The 20,807-nt window shown below is 41.4% G+C and carries 12 protein-coding genes and 2 tRNA genes; 4 read left to right on the top strand and 10 right to left on the bottom strand.

Annotated features, from left to right (window positions below; translation table 11 throughout):
- Positions 1–85 precede the first annotated feature (85 nt).
- Positions 86–253, top strand: coding sequence for a DUF362 domain-containing protein (locus tag IR173_RS11815; protein WP_005935882.1), 168 nt, complete (start codon positions 86–88; stop codon positions 251–253).
- 81 nt (positions 254–334) lie between these two features.
- Here the strand turns inward: IR173_RS11815 and IR173_RS11810 are convergent, their stop codons facing one another.
- The 4 genes from IR173_RS11810 to IR173_RS11795 form a co-directional block, all read right to left on the bottom strand.
- Positions 335–1,528, bottom strand: coding sequence for a pyridoxal phosphate-dependent aminotransferase (locus tag IR173_RS11810; RefSeq protein ID WP_237039801.1), 1,194 nt, complete (start codon positions 1,526–1,528; stop codon positions 335–337).
- A 124-nt stretch (positions 1,529–1,652) separates the two neighbouring features.
- Positions 1,653–2,867, bottom strand: coding sequence for a bifunctional 3,4-dihydroxy-2-butanone-4-phosphate synthase/GTP cyclohydrolase II (locus tag IR173_RS11805; RefSeq protein ID WP_237039800.1), 1,215 nt, complete (start codon positions 2,865–2,867; stop codon positions 1,653–1,655).
- Between the two features lie 2 nt (positions 2,868–2,869).
- On the bottom strand, positions 2,870–4,771 hold the full coding sequence (locus tag IR173_RS11800; protein WP_237039799.1) for an LptF/LptG family permease: 1,902 nt from the start codon (positions 4,769–4,771) through the stop codon (positions 2,870–2,872).
- A gap of 83 nt (positions 4,772–4,854) precedes the next feature.
- Entirely contained in the window at positions 4,855–5,241 is a 387-nt protein-coding gene (locus IR173_RS11795; RefSeq protein ID WP_237039798.1) for an START-like domain-containing protein, read from the bottom strand.
- A 206-nt stretch (positions 5,242–5,447) separates the two neighbouring features.
- On the opposite strand from IR173_RS11795, the gene IR173_RS11790 reads away from it, so the two are divergent.
- Both IR173_RS11790 and IR173_RS11785 read left to right on the top strand, forming a co-directional pair.
- A tRNA-Met gene (locus IR173_RS11790) sits at positions 5,448–5,521 on the top strand.
- Positions 5,522–5,585: 64 nt separating this feature from the next.
- Positions 5,586–5,659: transfer RNA gene (locus IR173_RS11785), tRNA-Met, on the top strand.
- Positions 5,660–6,176: 517 nt separating this feature from the next.
- Here the strand turns inward: IR173_RS11785 and IR173_RS11780 are convergent.
- The 6 genes from IR173_RS11780 to IR173_RS11755 form a co-directional block, all read right to left on the bottom strand.
- Positions 6,177–8,525 carry a glycoside hydrolase family 3 N-terminal domain-containing protein gene (locus tag IR173_RS11780; RefSeq protein WP_237039797.1) on the bottom strand — a complete coding sequence of 783 codons (2,349 nt, stop codon included), beginning with the start codon at positions 8,523–8,525 and terminating at the stop codon, positions 6,177–6,179.
- Complete coding sequence (locus tag IR173_RS11775) at positions 8,522–11,266, bottom strand: sugar-binding domain-containing protein (RefSeq protein ID WP_237039796.1); 2,745 nt, start codon at positions 11,264–11,266, stop codon at positions 8,522–8,524. Before IR173_RS11775 ends, IR173_RS11780 begins: the two co-directional genes overlap by 4 nt.
- 108 nt (positions 11,267–11,374) lie before the next feature.
- Positions 11,375–12,250: an AraC family transcriptional regulator gene (locus tag IR173_RS11770; protein WP_237039795.1), complete on the bottom strand. Its 876-nt coding sequence runs from the start codon at positions 12,248–12,250 to the stop codon at positions 11,375–11,377.
- A gap of 118 nt (positions 12,251–12,368) precedes the next feature.
- On the bottom strand, positions 12,369–15,170 hold the full coding sequence (locus IR173_RS11765) for a glycoside hydrolase family 2 protein (RefSeq protein WP_237039794.1): 2,802 nt from the start codon (positions 15,168–15,170) through the stop codon (positions 12,369–12,371).
- Between the two features lie 20 nt (positions 15,171–15,190).
- Positions 15,191–18,463, bottom strand: coding sequence for a DUF5107 domain-containing protein (locus IR173_RS11760; RefSeq protein ID WP_237039793.1), 3,273 nt, complete (start codon positions 18,461–18,463; stop codon positions 15,191–15,193).
- Positions 18,464–18,470: 7 nt separating this feature from the next.
- Positions 18,471–19,757, bottom strand: a complete 1,287-nt coding sequence (locus tag IR173_RS11755; RefSeq protein WP_237039792.1) for a sugar porter family MFS transporter — start codon at positions 19,755–19,757, stop codon at positions 18,471–18,473.
- Between the two features lie 158 nt (positions 19,758–19,915).
- Between IR173_RS11755 and IR173_RS11750 the strand changes: the two genes are divergently transcribed.
- Positions 19,916–20,800 (top strand): AraC family transcriptional regulator, encoded by an 885-nt coding sequence (locus IR173_RS11750; RefSeq protein WP_237039791.1) that lies wholly within the window; start codon positions 19,916–19,918, stop codon positions 20,798–20,800.
- The last annotated feature ends 7 nt before the right edge of the window (positions 20,801–20,807 follow it).

Here is a 20,807-nt window from a genome sequence, read left to right as displayed (position 1 = left end):
ATTGTAATGCCGATATGACAACTAATGGATAAAAGCTGTATATTTGTTCCATCAATTAGTACTAATAATTTAATAATTAAAGAAAATGGCTTACGTAATTAGTGACGATTGTATCGCTTGCGGTACTTGTATCGATGAATGCCCGGTAGGAGCAATCTCTGAAGGTGATAAGTATTCTATCAATCCTGACATGTGTACAGAATGCGGAACTTGCGCTGATGTATGCCCTTCAGAAGCTATTAGCCAGGGATAATACAATCCGTCAGGTTTAAAAAGAAAAAATGGCTGTCCTCATTGAGAACAGCCATTTTATGTTGATGGGGGATATGAACGATTATTTTAGTTCTGCCAACGCTTCTTTGATGCGGCGCATTGCTTCGACAATATTTTCATCGGAAGTTGCATAGCTCATACGGATACATTCGGGAGCACCGAATGAAGTACCGCCTACACAAGCCACATGGCCCACTTCGAGCAAATACATGGCTAAATCATCTGAATTGTTGATTTTGCGGTCGCCTGCTGCTTTTCCAAAGAATGAATCGCATTTGGGGAACAGGTAGAAAGCACCTTGAGGATTGTTTACTTCAAATCCCGGCACTTCTTTTGCCAATTTTACAATCAGGTCACGACGACGCTCGAATGCTTTACGCATTTCCTCTACCGGAGCTTGTGTTCCTGTATATGCTGCTTCTGCCGCTTTCTGCGACACAGAGCAAGGGCCTGATGTATATTGTCCTTGCAGTTTGTTCACTGCTTTAACCAACCATTCCGGACCGGCAATGAAACCAATTCTCCATCCGGTCATTGCGTATGCTTTTGATACACCGTTCACAATAACCACGCGGTCATGGATTTCAGGGAATTGGGCAATGCTTTCGTGTTTGCCGATATAGTTGATGTGTTCGTAGATTTCATCTGCTATCACATATACCTGAGGATGCTTTGCCAATACTGCAGCCAGGCCAGCCAGTTCTTCTTTGCTGTAAACAGAACCTGTCGGATTAGACGGTGAACAAAGAATGATAGCTTTGGTCTTCGGAGTAATAGCTGCCTCGAGTTGAGCCGGAGTAATTTTAAAGTCTTGTTCAATGCCGGCGGTTACAATCACAGGAGTACCGTCTGCCAGTTTTACCATTTCAGGATAACTTACCCAATAAGGAGCCGGAACGATGACCTCGTCACCGCTGTTGACTAGAGCCATGATGGTGTTGCAAACCGATTGCTTGGCTCCGTTGGCACAAGAAATCTGCGTTGCAGTGTAGTCCAATCCGTTTTCGTTTTTCAACTTGGCCACAATAGCATTACGAAGTGCAGGATATCCCGGTACGGGAGAGTATCTTGAAAAGTTATCATCTACTGCTTTCTTCGCTGCTTCTTTGATATGGTCGGGGGTATTGAAATCCGGTTCACCCACGCTCAGGTTAATTACATCAACTCCTTGAGCTTTTAACTCACTACTTTTTTGTGACATTGCCAACGTTGCTGATGGAGACAAACGATTCAGGCGGTCTGATAATTGGTTCATTGCTATTGTTTTTTATGTGTTTAAGTTTACGTGCTGCAAAATAAGTTATTATATCTCAATTATGAAAGTGAATCGGGCGAAATCATATTAAAAAAGATATGATTTTGCCCGATATGCAGAAATATTATTTGCTAAAGTGTAAAGTATGTCCCATTCTGTCTTTCTTTGTCTTCAGGTAACGCTCATTGTATTCATTGGGCGTCGTTTCGATAGGGATGTTTTCTACGACGGATAAACCGTAAGACTCTAACCCGACTCGTTTTACAGGATTATTGGTGAGAAGGCGCATTTTGGTGATGCCGATACTGCGCAGAATTTCAGCTCCTACACCATAATCGCGTTCGTCGGCCTGGTGTCCGAGGCAGATATTGGCATCCACGGTGTCCATCCCGTCTTCTTGCAGTTTATAGGCTTTCATCTTTTCCATCAGTCCGATGCCTCTTCCTTCCTGGTTCAGATATACTATAGCTCCTTTACCTTCTTTGTCAATCATCTGAAGGGCTTTATGCAACTGCTCGCCACAATCGCAGCGCATGGAACCGAAAATGTCGCCGGTGGCGCATGAAGAGTGTACGCGTACCAATACCGGTTCGCCTTCTTTTATGTCGCCTTTAATAATGGCGATATGTTCCAAACCGTTGCTTTTCTGACGGAAAGGAATCAGACGGAAGTGGCCGTATTCGGTAGGCATGTCTACTTCTACACCTTTTTCTACAAGTGATTCGCTTTTCAAACGATAAGCAATGAGGTCACGGATGGCGATGATTTTCAGGTCAAACTTTTTGGCTTTTTCAATCAGTTGGGGCATACGTGCCATTGAGCCGTCTTCGTTCATGATTTCGATAAGGGCTGCAGCCGGCTGAAGTCCTGCCAAGCGTGCCATGTCGATAGCCGCTTCGGTGTGTCCCGCACGTCTCAACACACCTTTGTTTTGTGCATACAAAGGGTTGATATGTCCCGGGCGTCCGAAGGTGGCGGAAGTTGAATTGGGGTCTGCCAATGCTTGAATGGTAGCAGCACGGTCATGGGCCGATACACCTGTTGTACAGCCTTCCAGTTTGTCGATGGTCACTGTAAAGGGAGTTCCTAATATAGAGGTATTGTTACTAACTTGTTTATCAAGTTCCAACTCGGCGCAACGCTCCAGCGTGATAGGGGCGCATAACACGCCACGACCTTCTTTCAGCATGAAGTTCACTTTTTCGGGAGTTATCTTTTCGGCAGCAATAATGAAGTCGCCTTCGTTTTCACGGTCTTCATCGTCTACTACAATGATAAATTTACCTTCACGGAAGTCAGCTATTGCTTCTTCAATGGTATTCAGTTTGAAATCTTCCATAGTCAAATTATAAATGATTCATTTTTTATTCTATCTTGAATTTCTCGGCTGGTCTTAATGATATTCTTCAAATCTTTGTCCAGTCTCAGGCTGAAACGCCAGATACGGAAATAGAAGAATATGCCTATCGGGAAAATAAGACCTGCCAGCAAGTTCAGCCATCGGCTGTCGAACGGACTCTTATGGGCCTTGGTAGACAGGATGGGGTATTTATTCATAAGGTTCAGCAATGTGCCGTCTTTACTGTTCGAAAGTTCCTCTATGAGATGCTCCATTTTTTCACTGATTCTGGCAATTTTGTCATCGTGTCCGCTATTGGTGAATATACGATAATAGTTGGGAGCACCTGAAAGTTTATGCTCAGTGTCATATATCCGGCATTCATTACACAAGTCGTCGAGTCGGCTCAGGATACTCGGGTAATCTGGGTCTTCTATGATAACTTCTTTCTTGAATACATGGCGTGACGGACGTAAGCCCAACAGCATACGGAAGAAGTTGATGTACACTTCGGCATTGAACACCACAGAGTCGTTATTGGACTTGTAGGTGAAGAAGGCACCTAATGGAGCCAAAACCAGCGTACTCATCCATACCCCCAATACCATATTCATCTCGCCACTTTTTGCTACACGCGTAGCACCGGAGTCAATGATGTAATAGATAACAAAAATCAATACGGAAATCACCACCGGCATACCCAATCCGCCTTTTCGGATAATAGCCCCTAACGGTGCGCCGATAAAGAAGAAAATCATGCAACTGAGTGAAAGGGTGATTTTCTTGTGCCAGTCTGACTCGTGTTTGCGGATATTGTTGTCCACATCTGTGGTGGAGTAACTTTTCATGTTCCATTCCGAAGCAAGAGATTCGGCTCTTTCGGCAGCATTGCCCAGCGTCTTGTCCTTTTCGGATAAAGTATATGAATTGAATAAACTGTCTGCATTGATAATGGTCATGTGGTTTTCTACCATTTTAATAGAGTCCTTTTGAGTCAAATCAATGTCTCGGTAAGCAGACGATTTAATTTCCGAATAGAGGCTTCGCCCGATACTGTCTCCCCGAAAGGTCAGAGAGTCGATGGAATGACTGATTTCTGCCATATTCTTGCTGTCTGAACGGTCGCTAAGAAAACTTCCGTCAATCATGTTAAAGCCTCCGTCGAATTCAATGATAGTATGTTTTTCCCTGAAAGTTTCGCGTCGGTAGGGAACATTATTCGAAGAAATGCTTTGCGATTTCAGGTTCTCAAACTGTTCACCATTATATAAATGGAGATAAAGATGCTGTTTGTCGGCAGTCATCTCCATCTTGCCTTCTGAAGCCCAAATGATATGTGCATTCTCAAATCCGTCGGAAAAGTTGTAGATGAGCACATCTTTCAACATCCCTGTTTTGCGGTCTTTCTGCTTTACATATATATTATATCCTTCAATTTCATCATAAAAGACTCCTTCCGGAATATCGAGTTCAGGCGAAGTCTGTTTCATAGATACCAATAGTGTCCACAACTTCATCTGTGCTTTTGGTGCAACTACATTCTGAAAGTAGAAAGAGATACAACTGAGAAACAGACAGAAAAATACGAGGGGGCGGATAATTCGCAGCAGAGGGATGCCTGCTGCTTTCATGGATAACAATTCATATCGTTCTCCGAAGTTACCGAAGGTCATCAGTGCCGCCAACAAGATGGCCAAAGGCAATGACAAAGGTATCAATGTAAGGGCCGAGTAAAAAAAGAACTGAGCCAATACACTCATCTCCAAACCTTTTCCCACCAATTCATCTACATATCGCCACAAGAACTGCATCATGAAGATGAAGAGGCAAATGAAAAAAGTTCCAATAAAGAGCATTAAAAAGCTCTTAAGGATAAATATATCTAATTTTTTTATGCGTAGCATTATTCCATTTTGTGCAACTATCAAGGTACAAAATTAGCATAAAAAATGGAGAGCAGAGTTATGTTTTGAATATTTTTAAAGAATTACAGTCCACTAACTCGTTTCAGTTTCTCTATTTCAGAGTCCCACAGCTCCTTAACATCCTCTTTTTCATCAGGTTCCGCCCAATCTGTAATTTCCAGCATATAGTCTCCGGTCAGTTCGTTATATACCATTTTCAGTTCGAAGTAAGCTTTCGGTTCTTCATCGTCCAGCCAGTGAAACCGTATGAAACTGTTTGCCCTGAAGTTTATCACTTCCGCTTCACGGCTTTCTGTTTTACCCCATTTAAAGGTGAAGACTTTATCTTTGAATGTTACTTTGTCTGCAAACCAAGTTTCTAGGCCTGATGGGGTGCTTATTATGGACCAGACGACATTGCCGGAGCCGGCTTTTAACATATACTCTAAACGAATCTTTTCTTTTCCCATAGGTGTTAGCTTATTTAAAGTTTCTGCAGGCAAAATAAACCAAATTTTCTATATTCACATAATAAATGCATTGTTTTTTTGCTTTGTAGTTGTCAGAAACGTAGTATTTATTGAGATAAAAAACATTATTATGAAGAAAAAGTTTAGAATAGGCTTGTGAAATTCAAAATTAAGCTCTATCTTTGCACCCGCAAATCAGAAATGATGGCGGGATAGCTCAGCTGGTTAGAGCGCATGATTCATAATCATGAGGTCCCCGGTTCAATCCCGGGTCCCGCTACAAAGTAAAGATTTAGACTGTTGAGAGGCTTCCACTCTTGGCGGTCTTTTTTAAAGAAAATGATGGCGGGATAGCTCAGCTGGTTAGAGCGCATGATTCATAATCATGAGGTCCCCGGTTCAATCCCGGGTCCCGCTACAAAGAAGTTACCATTAAGTATTGATTACTTAATGGTATTTTTTTTGTTCCCCCGGGCACTCACTCCTTTTGGGAATCAAGCTCCACGATTTATGCATATACTTTTGCTAATCTTAAAAGGAAGAATTTCGTATCTATTACTTTCCGAAACGATGTCCTGAACGCGTAGTTCTGTCATTGTTCTTGGGGACTTAACCTATCATATCACTAACAAAGGGAAGAGTAAGCCGTTTCATAGGGTCAGCTAAGGCCTTTTAAACGGAAGATTACTACAGACTCCGGCAGTGGACTGTACGGTCCACTATAGCAGACTGTACGGTCCACTGCAACGGACTATACAGTCCGCTGCCGGAGACTGTAGTAATTCGACTTACGGACAGGCATAATCGAAAGGACGAAAACGCTTAGTCTGGCTAATGAAACGGCTTAGGGAGTTTAAAACGTATGCAGAGTTAAAAAAACGGAGGAGACAACATCCGCTGACAGGTCTGTGGAGTTTGATAGAAGCTCCCCTCCCTTAAGGAGTAAGGACAAACTCTCCATTTAGCCGTATGTCGTTGGAAGCTGCGCCAATCATCACTTTAAACTCACCTGGTTCTACGACTTGTTTCATCTCCATATTATAAAGCGACAGTTCTTCTTTTCCTAAAACAAAGGTGACTTGTTTGCTTTCTCTTTTCTTTAAAAAAATGCGTTGGAATCCTTTCAGCAAGATAGGGGCTTGCGATACGGAAGCTACTTTGTCACAGATGTAGAGCTGAACTACCTCTTCACCATCCCTGTTGCCGGTATTGGTTATCGTGCAACTTGCTTTTTGCAAGACGTCCGGAGTATTCCCTTTTTCCAGTTTTAAGTGACTGTAATCAAATTGAGTATAGCTCAAGCCGTAACCGAATGCATAGAGTGGGCTCCCTGCTTCTTCCACATAGGCCCGTTGTTCTCCTTGTGAATAAAACAGAGGCAGTTGTCCTTCACTGCGGGGAATGGATACAGGCAAGCGTCCGGCAGGATTATAGTCTCCAAACAAAATATCGGCTATGGCTGCGCCTCCTTGTTCACCGGGATACCAAGCGGTTAATAAGGCTTGTGCTTTTTCTGCTGCCAGATTCATATTGAGCGGACGTCCTTGGATATAAATTACTACCACCGGCTTTCCTGTGGAGGTTATCGCTTCAATGAGTTCTTCCTGATGTCCCAATAGTTTCAATGTGCTGCGGTCATAACCTTCTCCACATTCCATATCGGATAATTGTTGGTCCTCTTCTTGAGCGACTGTGGCTGCTCCGGTTTCAATATATTTGGTTTTAAAGTCACGGGCGCTCGAACCTCCTACCACCATTATGACGGCATCTGCTTTTTGTGCGGCTTCTACAGCATCGGGAATATGATGGACTGTGACATCACGGATGGCACATCCTTTTATGTAAGTCACTTGTGTGGAAGAGGAGACTGCATTTCGTATACCGTCTAAAACGGTGGTGATTTCCTTACGTTCCTGAGGTGCCGTGTAATCTCCCAGCTGATTATACATATTGTCGGCGTTCGGACCGATAACTGCAATGTTTTTCAGTTGCTTGCTTAAAGGCAATATGCCTTCGTTCTTCAGTAATACCACTCCTTCGCGCGCTACTTGGCGTGCCAATTTCTTATGTGTCTGTGAACGTACTGTCCGGCCGGCCTTTTCTGGAGACACATATGGGTTTTCGAATAGTCCCATACGGAATTTAAGGCGGAGTACATTGGCAACGGCCCTGTCTATATCCTGCATGCCGATAAGTCCTTCTTTCAATGCTTGCCGAAGGTTTTTCCCATAAGCATTTCCTCCCAAGTCCATATCTACCCCGGCTTTTAAAGCCAATGCTGAGGCTTCTTTATGATTTCGTGCTACCCGGGCGCCGGTAATGCCTTCGATACTTGACAAATCGGAATATACGAAGCCGTTGAATCCCCACTCTTTACGCAGTATGTCACTTAGTAAGTATTTATTGGCCGTGCAGGGAATGCCGTCAATGGAATTGTAGGAAGTCATGATAGTTCCTACTCCGGCTTCTACAGCTTTCTTGAAAGGAGGCAGGTAGTCGGAAAATAATTGTCGCATACCGATATTGGCGCGCGCGCCGTTGTGTCCGGATTCGGGTATGCCGTAAGCGGCAAAATGTTTGAGGGTGGAGAAAAGGTGCTTTCCGTCATTTTGCGCTTCTCCCTGCATGCCCTTCATAAAAGCGACGCCTAGAGTAGAGGTCAGTACCGGATCTTCACCAAAGGTTTCCTCCATGCGCGACCATCGTGGCTCACGTGCAATGTCCAACACCGGACCGTATCCGATATTAGCTCCTTGTAAGCGTGCTTCCAATGCTATTGTTTCACCCATCGTGTACATTAACTTTTCATTCCAGGTGCTGGCTTGTGCCAATGAAGTAGGGAAGACAGTGGTGCCGATAGCCATATGGCCATGTGGACATTCTTCAGCAAAGAGAATGGGAATGCCCAAACGGGTGCTGTCGATGGCATATTTTTGTAATGCATTCAGCGCCTTTGCACCGGATTGGGGATTTAGCCCGGTTTCCAAAGTCTTTTGTGTCCATGGATCAGCGCGCAGCACTGCCCAAAAAGAACCGATGGGTGTAGTCCTCATCCGTTCTTTATATAGTTCGGAAGGTACTACACCCTTGGATGTCTTGGTATACATTTCCCATCCTAACGGGCAGCATAACTGGCCAATCTTTTCGTTTACAGTCATACGTCCCAGCAGATCTTTCACTCGGCTTTCGACGGATGCGGCGGGTTGTTTGTATAAAGGGGTTTGTGCCGGCACATGGACGGCACAAATCATAAAACAAGTTGTTAATACAGTCTTTATATTCATTGATTTAATAATTGTTTGATGGCAGCATTACTTTCTGTTCCTTTTTTATTTTTGGCAGGAAGTTCGAACAAGGCGTCCAATTGATACATTTTCAACTCTTGAGCGGGAGTAAATGCCTCTGATGCTACATAGTTTTTCACGGAATGGATTAATTGTCTCATCGCAGGACGTTTCTCTATGTCTTTATCCGGGTCGGCACATAAGACAAATAAGCTGCCTTTGCCTATGCGTGCTTCAAAGGCAATACCCAGTTTCTGGTTGTATTCATAAGTGTCGATACTTTGTATGACGGGAGTGATATCGGTCAGTTGGTTAAGTTCCATGGCTGTGGCATAGTTTAAGATATCCCACCATTGCCAGTCGGCATAAGAGGCGGTTGGGAATTCTCCAAAGGCCGGATGGACGCTGTCTATGAGTGTACCGACAATCATAGGATTCCAGTTGAACATAATCGGATTCCAAAAGTGGCTTGCAAATTTAGCTTTGCGTCCTTTTACATTTTCGGGGATAAGTAGTACTTTCTTTCCTTGTTGCAAAGCAGTCTTTACTTTTTCGTCATACGTGCGTGCATATACATATCCATCGGCTATTGTTGTTGGTTGGCCGGGATATACCCAAATGTCCCATTCGTTATGATAGGTATCATTTAGAGTGGTGTGTAAGGTCAATTTCTCGGCACGGCCCACATTGTTGAGGCTTATATTTACTTTACCTAAAGAGTCGACAGTGGCACAGGGTATAGCCGGAGTTGATATACTTCCTTTTTTTACACTGTTACCTTTGCTGTCCCTCAGTTCCCAGTTCAGTTTTCCACGTTTTAACGGATGTTCTCCATAATGATAAACTTCCAGTTTGGCTGTGAAAGTTTCATTGTTCATGTAAGTACGTTTCGGCATACGTGCCAAAAGAACGGTAGGTGCACAGGATTCGCGGTATTTTTCAGGGCTGACTAATCCCTTGCTTTCCCAAAAGGCGTCAAGAATACCGACAAAAGCACTTCCTTGTCCCGGAAAATCTGCAAGTCCTAATAGTTGGAAACCACCTGAATTTGCGGTGCGGAGTAATGATTCGTTTACTTCTTTGTATTGTAAAACCGTATGAGCGCCGGTTGCGTGGAAGAAGTCGTCTGCTTGGTGTAACATTCCATTACGCGCCAATCTTTCTCTGAATACTTCAAAGTTGCGGGGAGATACGACTCCGGTATATTTTTCCATTTCTGCAAAGTTGGGATACATACAGCGTTGTCCGGTTTCATGTGCGATAACAGGGCAGTCAATATCCGATTCTTTTTTACGATCCCAGTCTGTAGACGGCTTTCCTTCGTATACGGTTATCCATCCTTTTTCAGTCACGTGTGATACATAATATTGGTCGGATGGAGTATGTGTACGGGCGGTAGATGCGGAGTAGAGCCGGCGATTGTCATGCTTTTGAGCTTTCTTTACCAAGTCTTCCAAGACATCAAAGTTGCCTTCATTTTCATTTCCGTTGCACATTAAAATAAAGGAAGGATGATTTCCATATTCTTCCAATATGGCGTACATCTCTTTTTCAAAAAAATCACGTCGTGCGGGGTACTGACCGACATCTTTAATCCACATAGGCAATTCTGCCTGCAGGTATATTCCTACCTCGTCGGCAGCATAGAAAGCAGCTTCGGGTGGACACCATGAATGGAAACGGATATGGTTCATGCCATAATCTTTCACAGTCAAGAAGATGCGTTTCCAGTCTTCGATATTTGTTGACGGATATCCGGTCAAAGGAAAGACACAGCAATCCAATGCTCCTCTTAAGTGCACATTACGTCCGTTTACCTGAATATGATGTTTACCTTGCGTAACTTTGCGCATACCGAAAGTTATGTTTCTGCAGTCTCGTCGGTTGTCAGTGGTAAGCATTGCTTTTACTTCGTATAAATTAGGGGTAAACTCATTCCAGAGTTTTATATTTTTGCCTATGCTGATTTCTTTAACCAGCCGGTTTTCTCCTTTCTCTAAACGAATGGGAATGGATTGTTCACTGACGGTTTTACCACCTTTTTCATTGATAGCCAGTTGTAATGCTCCCTCGGCCGGTTGTCCGGTGGTATTATTTACAGTGATATCTAATGTTACGGTTTGTGCTTCTATATTGGGGTATGCTTTTAAGGCATATATGTTTGTTTTTTCGTATGCGGTTAATTCTATCTTTCCTACTATACCATTCCAATTGGTTTGTGTGTATTCTGTCGTTCCATGATTCCATTGATCCATTGGATATTTCAAGCGATTGTCTACACAAATCGTAAGAATGTGCATGCCCGGAGTCATTTCTTTGCTCAGCAAAAAGCGGTTGGGAGTACTAAGATGCTCTTTAGAACCAATTTCTTTTCCATCTACATAAACTGTTGTCTCCCAATGGCATCTTTCCAGATTGAGCATGATTTCTTTATCTTTCCACTCTTTGGGGATAACGACTTCACGCTGATACCACGCTTGTCCGCAATATTCAAATTTACGGGTAAGGCGATCTACATATCGGGCGGTTGTCAACATACCTTTTCCGCCCTCATCAGTACTGCCCGGCAACAGGATAGATTCGGTGAGTTTTGCTTGATAGAGTTCTGACCCCGGTGTCTTTCCGAATCCCATAGGGTCAGTTTGAAAACGCCATGTTCCCGATAAATCGATTCTTTCTTGTTGTGCAGACAGCAGTTGCGCACAGCACAGCATCACGGCGAGTAAGAAATTTTTTTTCATGATATAGTCTTTATTAAAAGAATTAGATTAAGATGTCATTGTGAATGCAAAGAAACATTTTTTTCCTTGATTAAAAGATAGATTAAATAAATAAGTGAATGGATTATTTTACGGCAGAGATTTGGCTATTTCGCGGGGAGAGAGTCCTATCTGCTGCTTAAAAATACGTGAAAAATATTGTGGCGACTGAAAACCGCAAAGAAAGCAAACTTCTTTGACGGACTTTTCAGTATTCTTTAGCAGTTCAATCGATTTATTGATTCTAATCTGGTTCAGATAATCTAAGGGAGAAAGATTTAAGTTTTGAGAAAATAATTTCCTTAAATAACGTTCACTGATACTTGCATGTCCAGCTATATCATTGACATTGATGTCCGTTTGATAGTTGTGTTGAATATAGCAAATTGCTTTCCTTAGCAAGTCATTTGTACAAATAGACAGATAGGTTTCATGCATATATCTGTAGAGAAAGATTAATAATTCTGCATAATACATTATTACTAAGTATTGATAATGTGACCCTTTATGCTCTAACTCGTTTATAATACGCTGTACTGTTCGTATTACATTTATATTATTTACTATTTTAATCAATCTGTTTTCTTTGGAAAATAAAAAAGAAGGTGTAGGCATGGCTTCTGTATCAATTCTGATATTTGAATGAAGGTGGGAAAATATTTCGGGCAGGAATTCCAATTGCATCAATATCGTACCGTTTACTCCAGCCTCAAATTGATGTTCTACATTAGGAGAGATAATCATGATATCACCTTCATGGAAATTTATACTTTCTTTATCTATATGTAATATACAATTTCCTTTCTTTACATAATTAATTTCTATACGCATATGCTTATGGGGACCATAAGTTTCGGAAGGATAGAAAGAAGTAAAACGGAAGACATCTGCCAATCGTTTACTCTTTAGGCTTGACTTAATTTGTTCTAGCACTTCCCAAAGGGAATATTCCGTTATTTTATTCATAGTATTTAAATTTTGTGTAAAACAGAGTTTGCATGGACACTAGAGTCTGCCGGTTTTATTCGGTAGAATGCTAGTGTCCTATGTCCCAATAGTCGGGCCCTTATTTTAACTAAACCTATTAATAGACAGATTGGGGAGTCTCTTTCTTATTAGTTTTTGTATTTGGTGTCACTAATGAGCAAAGATCTTCAAATGAAATGGATTTGACAGGAACAAAAGCATCGGACTTCATATAGCTGATTAAACTATATAATAACTGCCTCTTTTCGGGAAATATATCCTGACGGTTTAGTAAATCCATGCTGCATACCATTAATTTCCCATTCAGACAATTGGTCTCAAAAAGAGTTGCTAATCGGCGGTTATTGGAAAAGTTATCAATACACTCCACCAATGGGGTAACGTGTTGATATATGCTGTCAATTACTAAAGTACGCGACTGGGTTGTTAGACTCCACCATTGCCAGTTGGTATGTCCCTCTGTAGGGAAATGGGTGAAAGCTTGATGATTAGGATTTAACAGCAACCCCATTGTACCCGCTTGTTTGGGAAAGTGGACAGGACTCCAAAAAACCGGAACAAATTTACCTTGTAAGCCTGCACACGTTTGATAAGGCGGATTGAATAATACAGTCTTACCGGCTGCAAGAGCTTTTTGTGTTTCGGTAAGTTTGTCTGTTACTATAATATCTCCTTTTTCTATTGTCAGAGTGGCCGGATATACCCAGATATTCCAAGTGTTTTTATAATTGGAGCCATCAATGGAAGCCGTTAATTTTAATTGCTCGGCTTTGGTCACTTCTGATAAGGAACAAGAAATCTCACCTATTATATTCCCCCCTCCGTTCTTTATGTTTGCCAGAGGGAAAATACCCTCTTTTAAAGATTGACCGGATTGGCCAGTCAATGTCCATTTGATATTCTTGTTGTTGATTTCTTCGGAACTGTAATTAGCAACTTCAATGCTGGCTGTAAACAGTTCGTTGTTTTTGTATACAGCTTTTGGGAAGCGGGCTAATGGGACAACCGGAGCAGAGAATTGACGAAAGTCTGTAGCATTGGCTACGCCTTTACTTTCCCAAAAAGCATTTAGTAAACCGACTAATGCTGTTCCCTGACCGGGAAAATCATGTAAGTCTAAGAGTTGAAAACCACTGATGCCGCGAGTCTTCATAGCACGTTCTATTTCTTCTTTATATAAAATGGCAGCCAAACGACCGGATGCCGACAAGTAATCATCTGCTTTCTCTAGTAGATTTTTGTTTTCCAGTTCTTGTTTGATTCCTTTGAAATTGAGAGGTTCCAATACGCCTGTGTATTTTGCTATTTCTTTTAAATCGGGATATACGGCATACTGCCCTATCTCATGCGTGATGACCGGGACAGGCATACTATCTACAGAAGCAGAATAATCTTTATTGAAGTTTGGCATTTCTACATCAAAAACTCCTTGTCCGCGCACCCATCCTTTTTTAGTCCATTGAGTGATAAAGAAATCATCGTGCGGCTCAGGCCAATTGCCATGTCCTCTTTCGAAAGTAAAAGAAGTTGTTGTATACAAATGTCTGGAATCAAGGGATTTAACCGTATCCAATAAACCTCCCAAAAAAACAAAGTCCGGTTGCAATTCATTGCCAAGGCTCAAAAAGCAGAAAGAGGGATGGTTGCCATATTCCGATAAAATTCGTTTTGCCTCATCATACAAGAATTGGTTCATTGCAGGATTTTCGCCTACGTTCAAAGACCAAAGTGGTAATTCTACTTGCAGATAAAAACCGAGTGAATCCGCTACTTCAAATGCAGCTTTAGGAGGACACCAAGAGTGAAACCGAAGGTGGTTCAATCCCCATTCTTTAGCAGAACGAAAGACTTTTGACCATCCTTCTTTAGTGGTTGGGGGGTAACCTGTCAATGGGAAAATACAGCATTCTAATGTACCACGGAGGAACACTTTTTTACCATTGACTAATAAATCGGCTCCATTACGACCAATTTGGCGCATTCCGAATTCAATTTTCTCTTGCGCCAGACTCTCTTTGGTTTTCATCTTTATTTCCAGCTCATACATTATCGGAGTAAATTCACTCCAAAGCCGTACGTCCTCGCCCATGGGACAAACAAAGTCCAGCATTGTTTCGCCTGCCGAAAGGTCCATTTGCTGTTCTATTTCCGTAACAGATTTGCCTGTGTTTTTCTCTTTTACATGAACAGTCAATGTCCCCGAAGCTTTATTCCCTGTGTTTTGTAGTTTCCCTTTCACATGGATTTCCCGGGTTTGAATATCGGGATATATCTGTATATCTTTCATAAAGACAGCATCTTTCGCCCGCAAAGAGATTTCTCCCAAAATACCATTCCACATGATTTGTGTTTCATTGGTATATGCATGTGCCATATCACCGGCAGTGATGTCGTATTTTTTTCTGTTATCTACTCGAATGGCTATCCGATGTTTCCCCGGTGACAGATATTCTGTTAGGTCAAAGCAGTGAGGGCTTATCAAACTTTCTTGCTCTCCATTCACTTCTTTACCGTCTATCCATACATTTGTTTGCCAAATTACACGCTCCAACTTCAGTTCTATGTTCTTTTCCTTCCAATCTGAAGGAATAGATATTTCGCGTATGTACCAAGCCGGACCTATATAGCTGTGTTTACGGGTGAGATGCAATATTTGTGGTTTACTTACTGAGGGTAACAGCTGATTTGGGGTACCGTATCCTGCATCATCCATAGTCCCGGGTAATTTTATTTTGTCAGGAAAAGATTGGGAATACCAGTGTTTTGCAATTCCTATATCCGTGCTGTCTATGGCAAATTCCCATTCTCCTGCCAAAGAAAGGACAGATGTACTTTCTCTGCATCCTGCTAAAAATATTGTCCCCAGTAGAGCAAGCAATAATTGATTCAATCGTTTCATATTGTATTCGTTTTATGCCATTATATCCAAACCTGGAAATTAGGATTCATTTCTTTTATATAGTTGAAGCATTTGGCAGCTTTTTCTTTATTGCCTAATCCTAAATGTCCCAACCCCATGAGATAGTGGCAGTGGATTTGATTTTTCTTGTTCATGTCATCTTCCCAAATCTGTAAGTCGGGTAAAGACACAGCAAAATAATCCATCACAAAAGTATCGTACAAATGTTTTTCACCATAAGAAATCAGACAATTGAATTTTCCGCGTGCTTCTGTCTCTTTTCCCAATTTTCGTAAGGCTAGGCCTTGATAATAGATTTTATCGGGCTTTTGGTCATTATAATACATGGCAGCTGTGGGTTGTCCATTGCCCGAAGCAGCTTTTATAAACAATAAATGTGCTTCGTCATGATTACCCATTGCTTCCAAAATGCATCCCTTATAATAAAAGAAATCATTTTCTTGTGCACCATATAGTTTTCCTTCTCCTAGATGATGAGGGTAGACAAAACAGTCTTCAATCAAGGCAAGTGCATGCTCGTATTCTCCTGCTTTTAAAGATTTCTTTGCCAATTGCATACGTGCATATTGATATTGGGCAGGTACTTTGCCTTCTCCTCCTTCCCAAGGATGGAATTGACGTCGGTCAATGAGTTGCATCGCTTGTTCGTATTTACCGGTCAGATTGAGTAACGTAGCGTATTCCAAATAGAGGTCATCACGAGTAACTACTATTTCTTTATGACTGTCTAATAAAAGCAAACGTTCTTTCGGAGAATAATCCATCCGTTTATATAATTGGTCTAATTCCATTAAGATACGTGCGTCTGTTCTGTCAAGCTGAAATGCCTGTTCCAGTAATTGCACTGCTTCTTTTTTCTTTCCGAGTTTGTTGAAATAAGCTAATGAGAGATTACGCAATACAGTAGGGAAGGAATGGTCCATTTCTTTAGAGCGTTCCCATGCGTTGACAGCTTCCTGATATTGACGCTTGTCATACCATATATTACCTAATAGATAAAAAGCTTTTGGTGCATGTACCGGTAAATTGGTTACGCACTGAAGAGCTAAAATGGCTTCCAGACTATTGGGGAAATATTCGTCTAACGGACTCTTCTCAGCTAGGGTCACTACACGGATAGCTTCATCCTGTTGGTTCATCTGACATAAGAACCATGTTTTATAATATAATAGCATTGTTGAAGGAACGGATATGTTGGCTAGTGCTGTATTTACCACAGTCAATGCATCTTTCCAGTTGCCGGCTTGGGCATAGTCTGTTGCTAATTCTTCATAATTGCGTGATTCATTGCGCATTAATATTCTTAAACTAGGTGACATTTCTTTTTCACCGGACTGAAGCCATGCTTCAAAACCACATCCGAAATTGAATTTATCTATATTAAGTGACTCTTCAATCAGTTTTATGGCTTCCTCCTCTCGTCCTAATTTGCGAAGTATCATTGCTTTTAAATGGCGTCCGCGATGATTATGCCAGTTACGTACCAATGACTGATTTATTTCGTTCAGTGCATCATCCCACTCTTCACGTGCAGCCGACAATTGGGCCAAAGAATAATAGCCTGAATCTTGCCAAGCAGCATTCCAGCATGCTTTATAGAATGCATCGTATGCCTCAACGGTCTTACCTTGATATTTCAATACAAGACCTAAATTATAATAAGGTTCTCCATCATAGGGATTCGGATTACGCTCGGTCAGGGTTTTAATAGCTTTACGTAAATAAGCTTCGGCTTTCTTGAATTGTCCTTTACGGAATAACCACAACCCCATAGCGTTGTTATTGCGTATGTCGCTATTGTCTCTATGTAAGGCTTCCAAATAATAATCAGTCGGATTGTAGGTAGCGTGCCTATATTGTTCCAAATGTAATCCAGTCAGGTAAAGTTGTTCTGTAGAGCGGACTTCTGAAGGAGGTAATGCAGGCTTTGCAGGTTCGGGAACCGGTTTGATTTCATTCGGTTCTGCTTCCCATGAAAGCAGTAGTTTGCCGGTTGAACGATAAATATAAATCTCCGCTTCATCAAGCGATATATTCTTAATGGTATGAGTAAATACTGCTTCAGGAGCCAGATTTGTAACATTTTCCCAAATAATCTCTCCTTGGCGTTTAACTACAATTCGCAAGTCCTTCTGTACGGATGTAGCAAAAAGCTTCAGCACTGCGTCCATAGTACCTTCCGGTTCTATGTTCATTAGCAAATCCGAACAGGCATTCTTTACCACTCCTAATTCACGGTAAGGAATAAAATACTGGGTAAAAATCTTCTCTTCATAAGGTTGCAACCAAGTAAAGTCAGGCTGATTATCGGTATAAACTCCGGTCATTAATTCGATATAGGGCCCATCTGTGTCTGTCAGATTACGATCCCATGCTTGTCCGAAATCCCCGTTTCCCCAAGTCCATTGTTTTTTCCCGGGAGAGATGTGGTGGTTGGCTACATGCAATACTCCCGCTTGAGTATCGTTTTCATAGCCACCCACAAAGTTATATTTTGAACGGATAGCCATATATGAAGTGGGTACCGGTATATTCTTATAACGTGAGATATCTACACCGGCCGAATAATCCATTTTATAATAGACGCCGGTAGCAATAGGATATTTTGACACATCCCGCTTACCATGATCGAATACGGCATTGACATCAGCCGGAAAAACCGATTGATAGGCTTCATTGACTGCAACAGCCGGATTAGCCCACCATAAAAAGGTTTGCGGAACAGGAGTCGGGTTATATAGTTTTCCTTGAATTTCGAGTACAGCTTTGCCGGGACGCAGAGTGAAACCTGCCATTCCTTTCTGATGGAACATACGTTCTCGTTCGCTCACCCATACAGTGGCACTTCCATCTGCACTTTCTTCAATTGTAAAATCTATGGGTAGATAAGTGCTGGGACGGTGATGCTGAGGCCAATTGAATTCAATACCACCGGAAATCCACGGTCCCGTCAGTCCCACCAAAGCAGGTTTTACTACATGATTATAATAAATGAAATGACGTTGTTTTATTTTATCATAAGCCATTTGTACACGCCCGCCTAATTCAGGAAGAATCATAATCTTAACATACTCATTCTCCAGATAAACAGCATGATACGTTTGATTTTGACAAGTATCTGAGATTTTTTCTATAACAGGATAAGGATAAACCACCCCGCTACTTCCTTGATAAACTCTATTTTCAAAAAACATCGGATTCTTTTCCGGTTTGCCAATACCATAGGTAGGAAGCTGAATGTCTTCTTCCCAAACTTTTACTTTGATGTCCATATCAGTTTTATTTTTTTGTTATTTCTTTTTCTATATCTTCCAGACTTTTTCCTTTTGTTTCCGGTAGTCGGGCACGAATAAAGAAGAATCCCGCTAAGCAAATACCTCCATACAGCCAAAACGTTCCGGCAGCCTGTAATGATTCATTCAAGAGAGGAAAACTATAAGTGAGGATGAAGCTGGCTATCCATAAGAAGAGGGTAGAGATAGCCATAGCTGTTCCACGGATTTGTTGTGGAAATATTTCGGATAACACAACCCATACAATGGGGGCTAATGACATGGCATAACAAGCAATTGCCATCATTACCAGTACCAGCATTATCCAACCGCTCATCCCTAGAAAGTAACAACATCCCATCAGCAGATAGATAGCGGCAAGTCCTGCCGAGCCTACTAACATCAATGATCTTCTTCCCCAACGGTCAACAGTGTAAATGGCAACAAAAGTAAAAATTACATTCGTTACTCCTGTTATCACGATATTCATCAAGACATCCGATACTTCATAACCGGCAGCCGAAAAGACTTCGTGAGCATAATTGAATATAACATTGATACCACACCACTGTTGGAAAACAGCCAAAACGATTCCTAATATTAATACCCGACACACGCCCGGTTGTGACAAAGCCCGCCAATCATATTTTTCTTTCACCTCTTTGGTGGCTAACCAACGTGGACTTTCAGGGATAATGAAAGCCAATGTGAAAAATAAGGCAGCCGGTAATGCTTCCGCCCAAAACATCCATCGCCATGCCTGTTCTATTCCTTCTGCAGAGAGTTGTGAACTCCCTTCTGTAAATATGTTTGCTATCATCCAGTTGACCAGTTGCGCAGACAATATGCCTAATACAATGGTCAGTTGGTTTAAAGATACCAGTTTTCCGCGTATTTCAGTCGGTGATACTTCAGCTATATATATAGGTGAAACATTTGAAGCGATTCCAATACCCAATCCACCTACAATACGATAAAAAATGAACCAGGAAAAATTATCGACAGCTCCAGTACCGACAGCAGACACTAAAAATAGCAAAGCGGATAATATTAACAGCCTTTTGCGACCATATTTATCACTCCAACTGCCGGAGAATCCTGCTCCGACCAAACAGCCTAACAAGGCACTACTCATTGCCCAACCACGCAACGTTGCTGAATCTTCGATAATGAAGAATGGTTCATAAAAAATTTTGGCTCCGCCAATGACTACCCAGTCATAACCAAACAAGTAGCCGCCCATTGCAGAAATGAAGCAGATAAATAGTAAATTCTTTGAATTAATGTTTTTCATTGTGTATTGTTATATAAATCATATCGCAAAGGAATTGTATTTTTCTTGAATAGGGAATAGATAAACTTTTGAATTGGATGGATAATCTTATGATAATAACTTTGCTGTCTGCATGAAAGCCATTATCTTTGCTACCGTTAACTGTAACTTCTGCAACGATGATTAAACGCAAAGATGGATTTTCGGGTGAAAGAGCTTTGGTACTTCCTGCATCAATCATACATGCGATGGAAAATAATCCTTTGGCCAATGCGTTGCATATTACGGATATAGGATATTATCCACGGGCAGAACATCATTTCAGAAAACGTGAAACTCCCATTTCACAATATGTGTTTATTTATTGCGTGGAGGGGAGAGGATGGTTTGACGTGAATAATGAGCGTTACGAAATAAAAAGTAATCAATGCTTTATTTTGCCTGCTAATGTATCCCATAGTTATGGAGCCGATGATACAGATCCATGGACAATCTATTGGATACATTTCAAAGGAGACTTATCAGAGTATTACGCTTCACGTCTATTGACTCCTATTGATATCAAACCTACCATTTATTCACGTATCAATGGACGGTTGAATTTATTTGAAGAAATATATCATACATTAGAATTGGGATACAGTAAAGAAAATCTGTTGTATGCTTGTTCGGCTTTCCATCATTTTCTTGGTACCATTTGTTATTTGCAAGAATATAGAAATGCTACAGTCAATGATATTTCAAATGATTTAGTAGATGCGGCTATTCACTTTATGAAAGAAAATATAGGAAAAAAACTCAGTATCTCTGAAATAGCCGGGCATACGGGATATTCTGTCTCTCATTTTTCTACCATTTTTAATAACCGTACAGGACACTCACCTGTCAATTACTTCAATTTGTTGAAGATACAGCATGCCTGCTATCTGATAGACTGTACAGATATCAAGATAAATCAGGTTTGCCATAAAATAGGAATAGAGGACTGCTATTATTTTTCTCGTTTGTTTTCCAAGATAATGGGAATGTCTCCCAGCGAGTATAGAAAACATAAGAAAGGATGAAACAAGA

This window comes from Phocaeicola faecalis (genome assembly GCF_021730445.1).
GTDB classification, from domain to species: domain Bacteria; phylum Bacteroidota; class Bacteroidia; order Bacteroidales; family Bacteroidaceae; genus Phocaeicola; species Phocaeicola faecalis.
The sequence above is the reverse complement of the archived record's forward strand: the minus strand, read 5'-3'. Positions and strand labels throughout refer to the sequence as shown.

Bases quoted from the DNA above. Each gene is read 5' to 3' on its own strand.
- IR173_RS11815 (WP_005935882.1), top strand. From the start codon at position 86: ATGGCTTACGTAATTAGTGACGATTGTATCGCTTGCGGTACTTGTATC.
- IR173_RS11810 (WP_237039801.1), bottom strand. From the start codon at position 1,528: ATGAACCAATTATCAGACCGCCTGAATCGTTTGTCTCCATCAGCAACG.
- IR173_RS11805 (WP_237039800.1), bottom strand. From the start codon at position 2,867: ATGGAAGATTTCAAACTGAATACCATTGAAGAAGCAATAGCTGACTTC.
- IR173_RS11800 (WP_237039799.1), bottom strand. From the start codon at position 4,771: ATGCTACGCATAAAAAAATTAGATATATTTATCCTTAAGAGCTTTTTA.
- IR173_RS11795 (WP_237039798.1), bottom strand. From the start codon at position 5,241: ATGGGAAAAGAAAAGATTCGTTTAGAGTATATGTTAAAAGCCGGCTCC.
- IR173_RS11780 (WP_237039797.1), bottom strand. From the start codon at position 8,525: ATGAATATAAAGACTGTATTAACAACTTGTTTTATGATTTGTGCCGTC.
- IR173_RS11775 (WP_237039796.1), bottom strand. From the start codon at position 11,266: ATGAAAAAAAATTTCTTACTCGCCGTGATGCTGTGCTGTGCGCAACTG.
- IR173_RS11770 (WP_237039795.1), bottom strand. From the start codon at position 12,250: ATGAATAAAATAACGGAATATTCCCTTTGGGAAGTGCTAGAACAAATT.
- IR173_RS11765 (WP_237039794.1), bottom strand. From the start codon at position 15,170: ATGAAACGATTGAATCAATTATTGCTTGCTCTACTGGGGACAATATTT.
- IR173_RS11760 (WP_237039793.1), bottom strand. From the start codon at position 18,463: ATGGACATCAAAGTAAAAGTTTGGGAAGAAGACATTCAGCTTCCTACC.
- IR173_RS11755 (WP_237039792.1), bottom strand. From the start codon at position 19,757: ATGAAAAACATTAATTCAAAGAATTTACTATTTATCTGCTTCATTTCT.
- IR173_RS11750 (WP_237039791.1), top strand. From the start codon at position 19,916: ATGATTAAACGCAAAGATGGATTTTCGGGTGAAAGAGCTTTGGTACTT.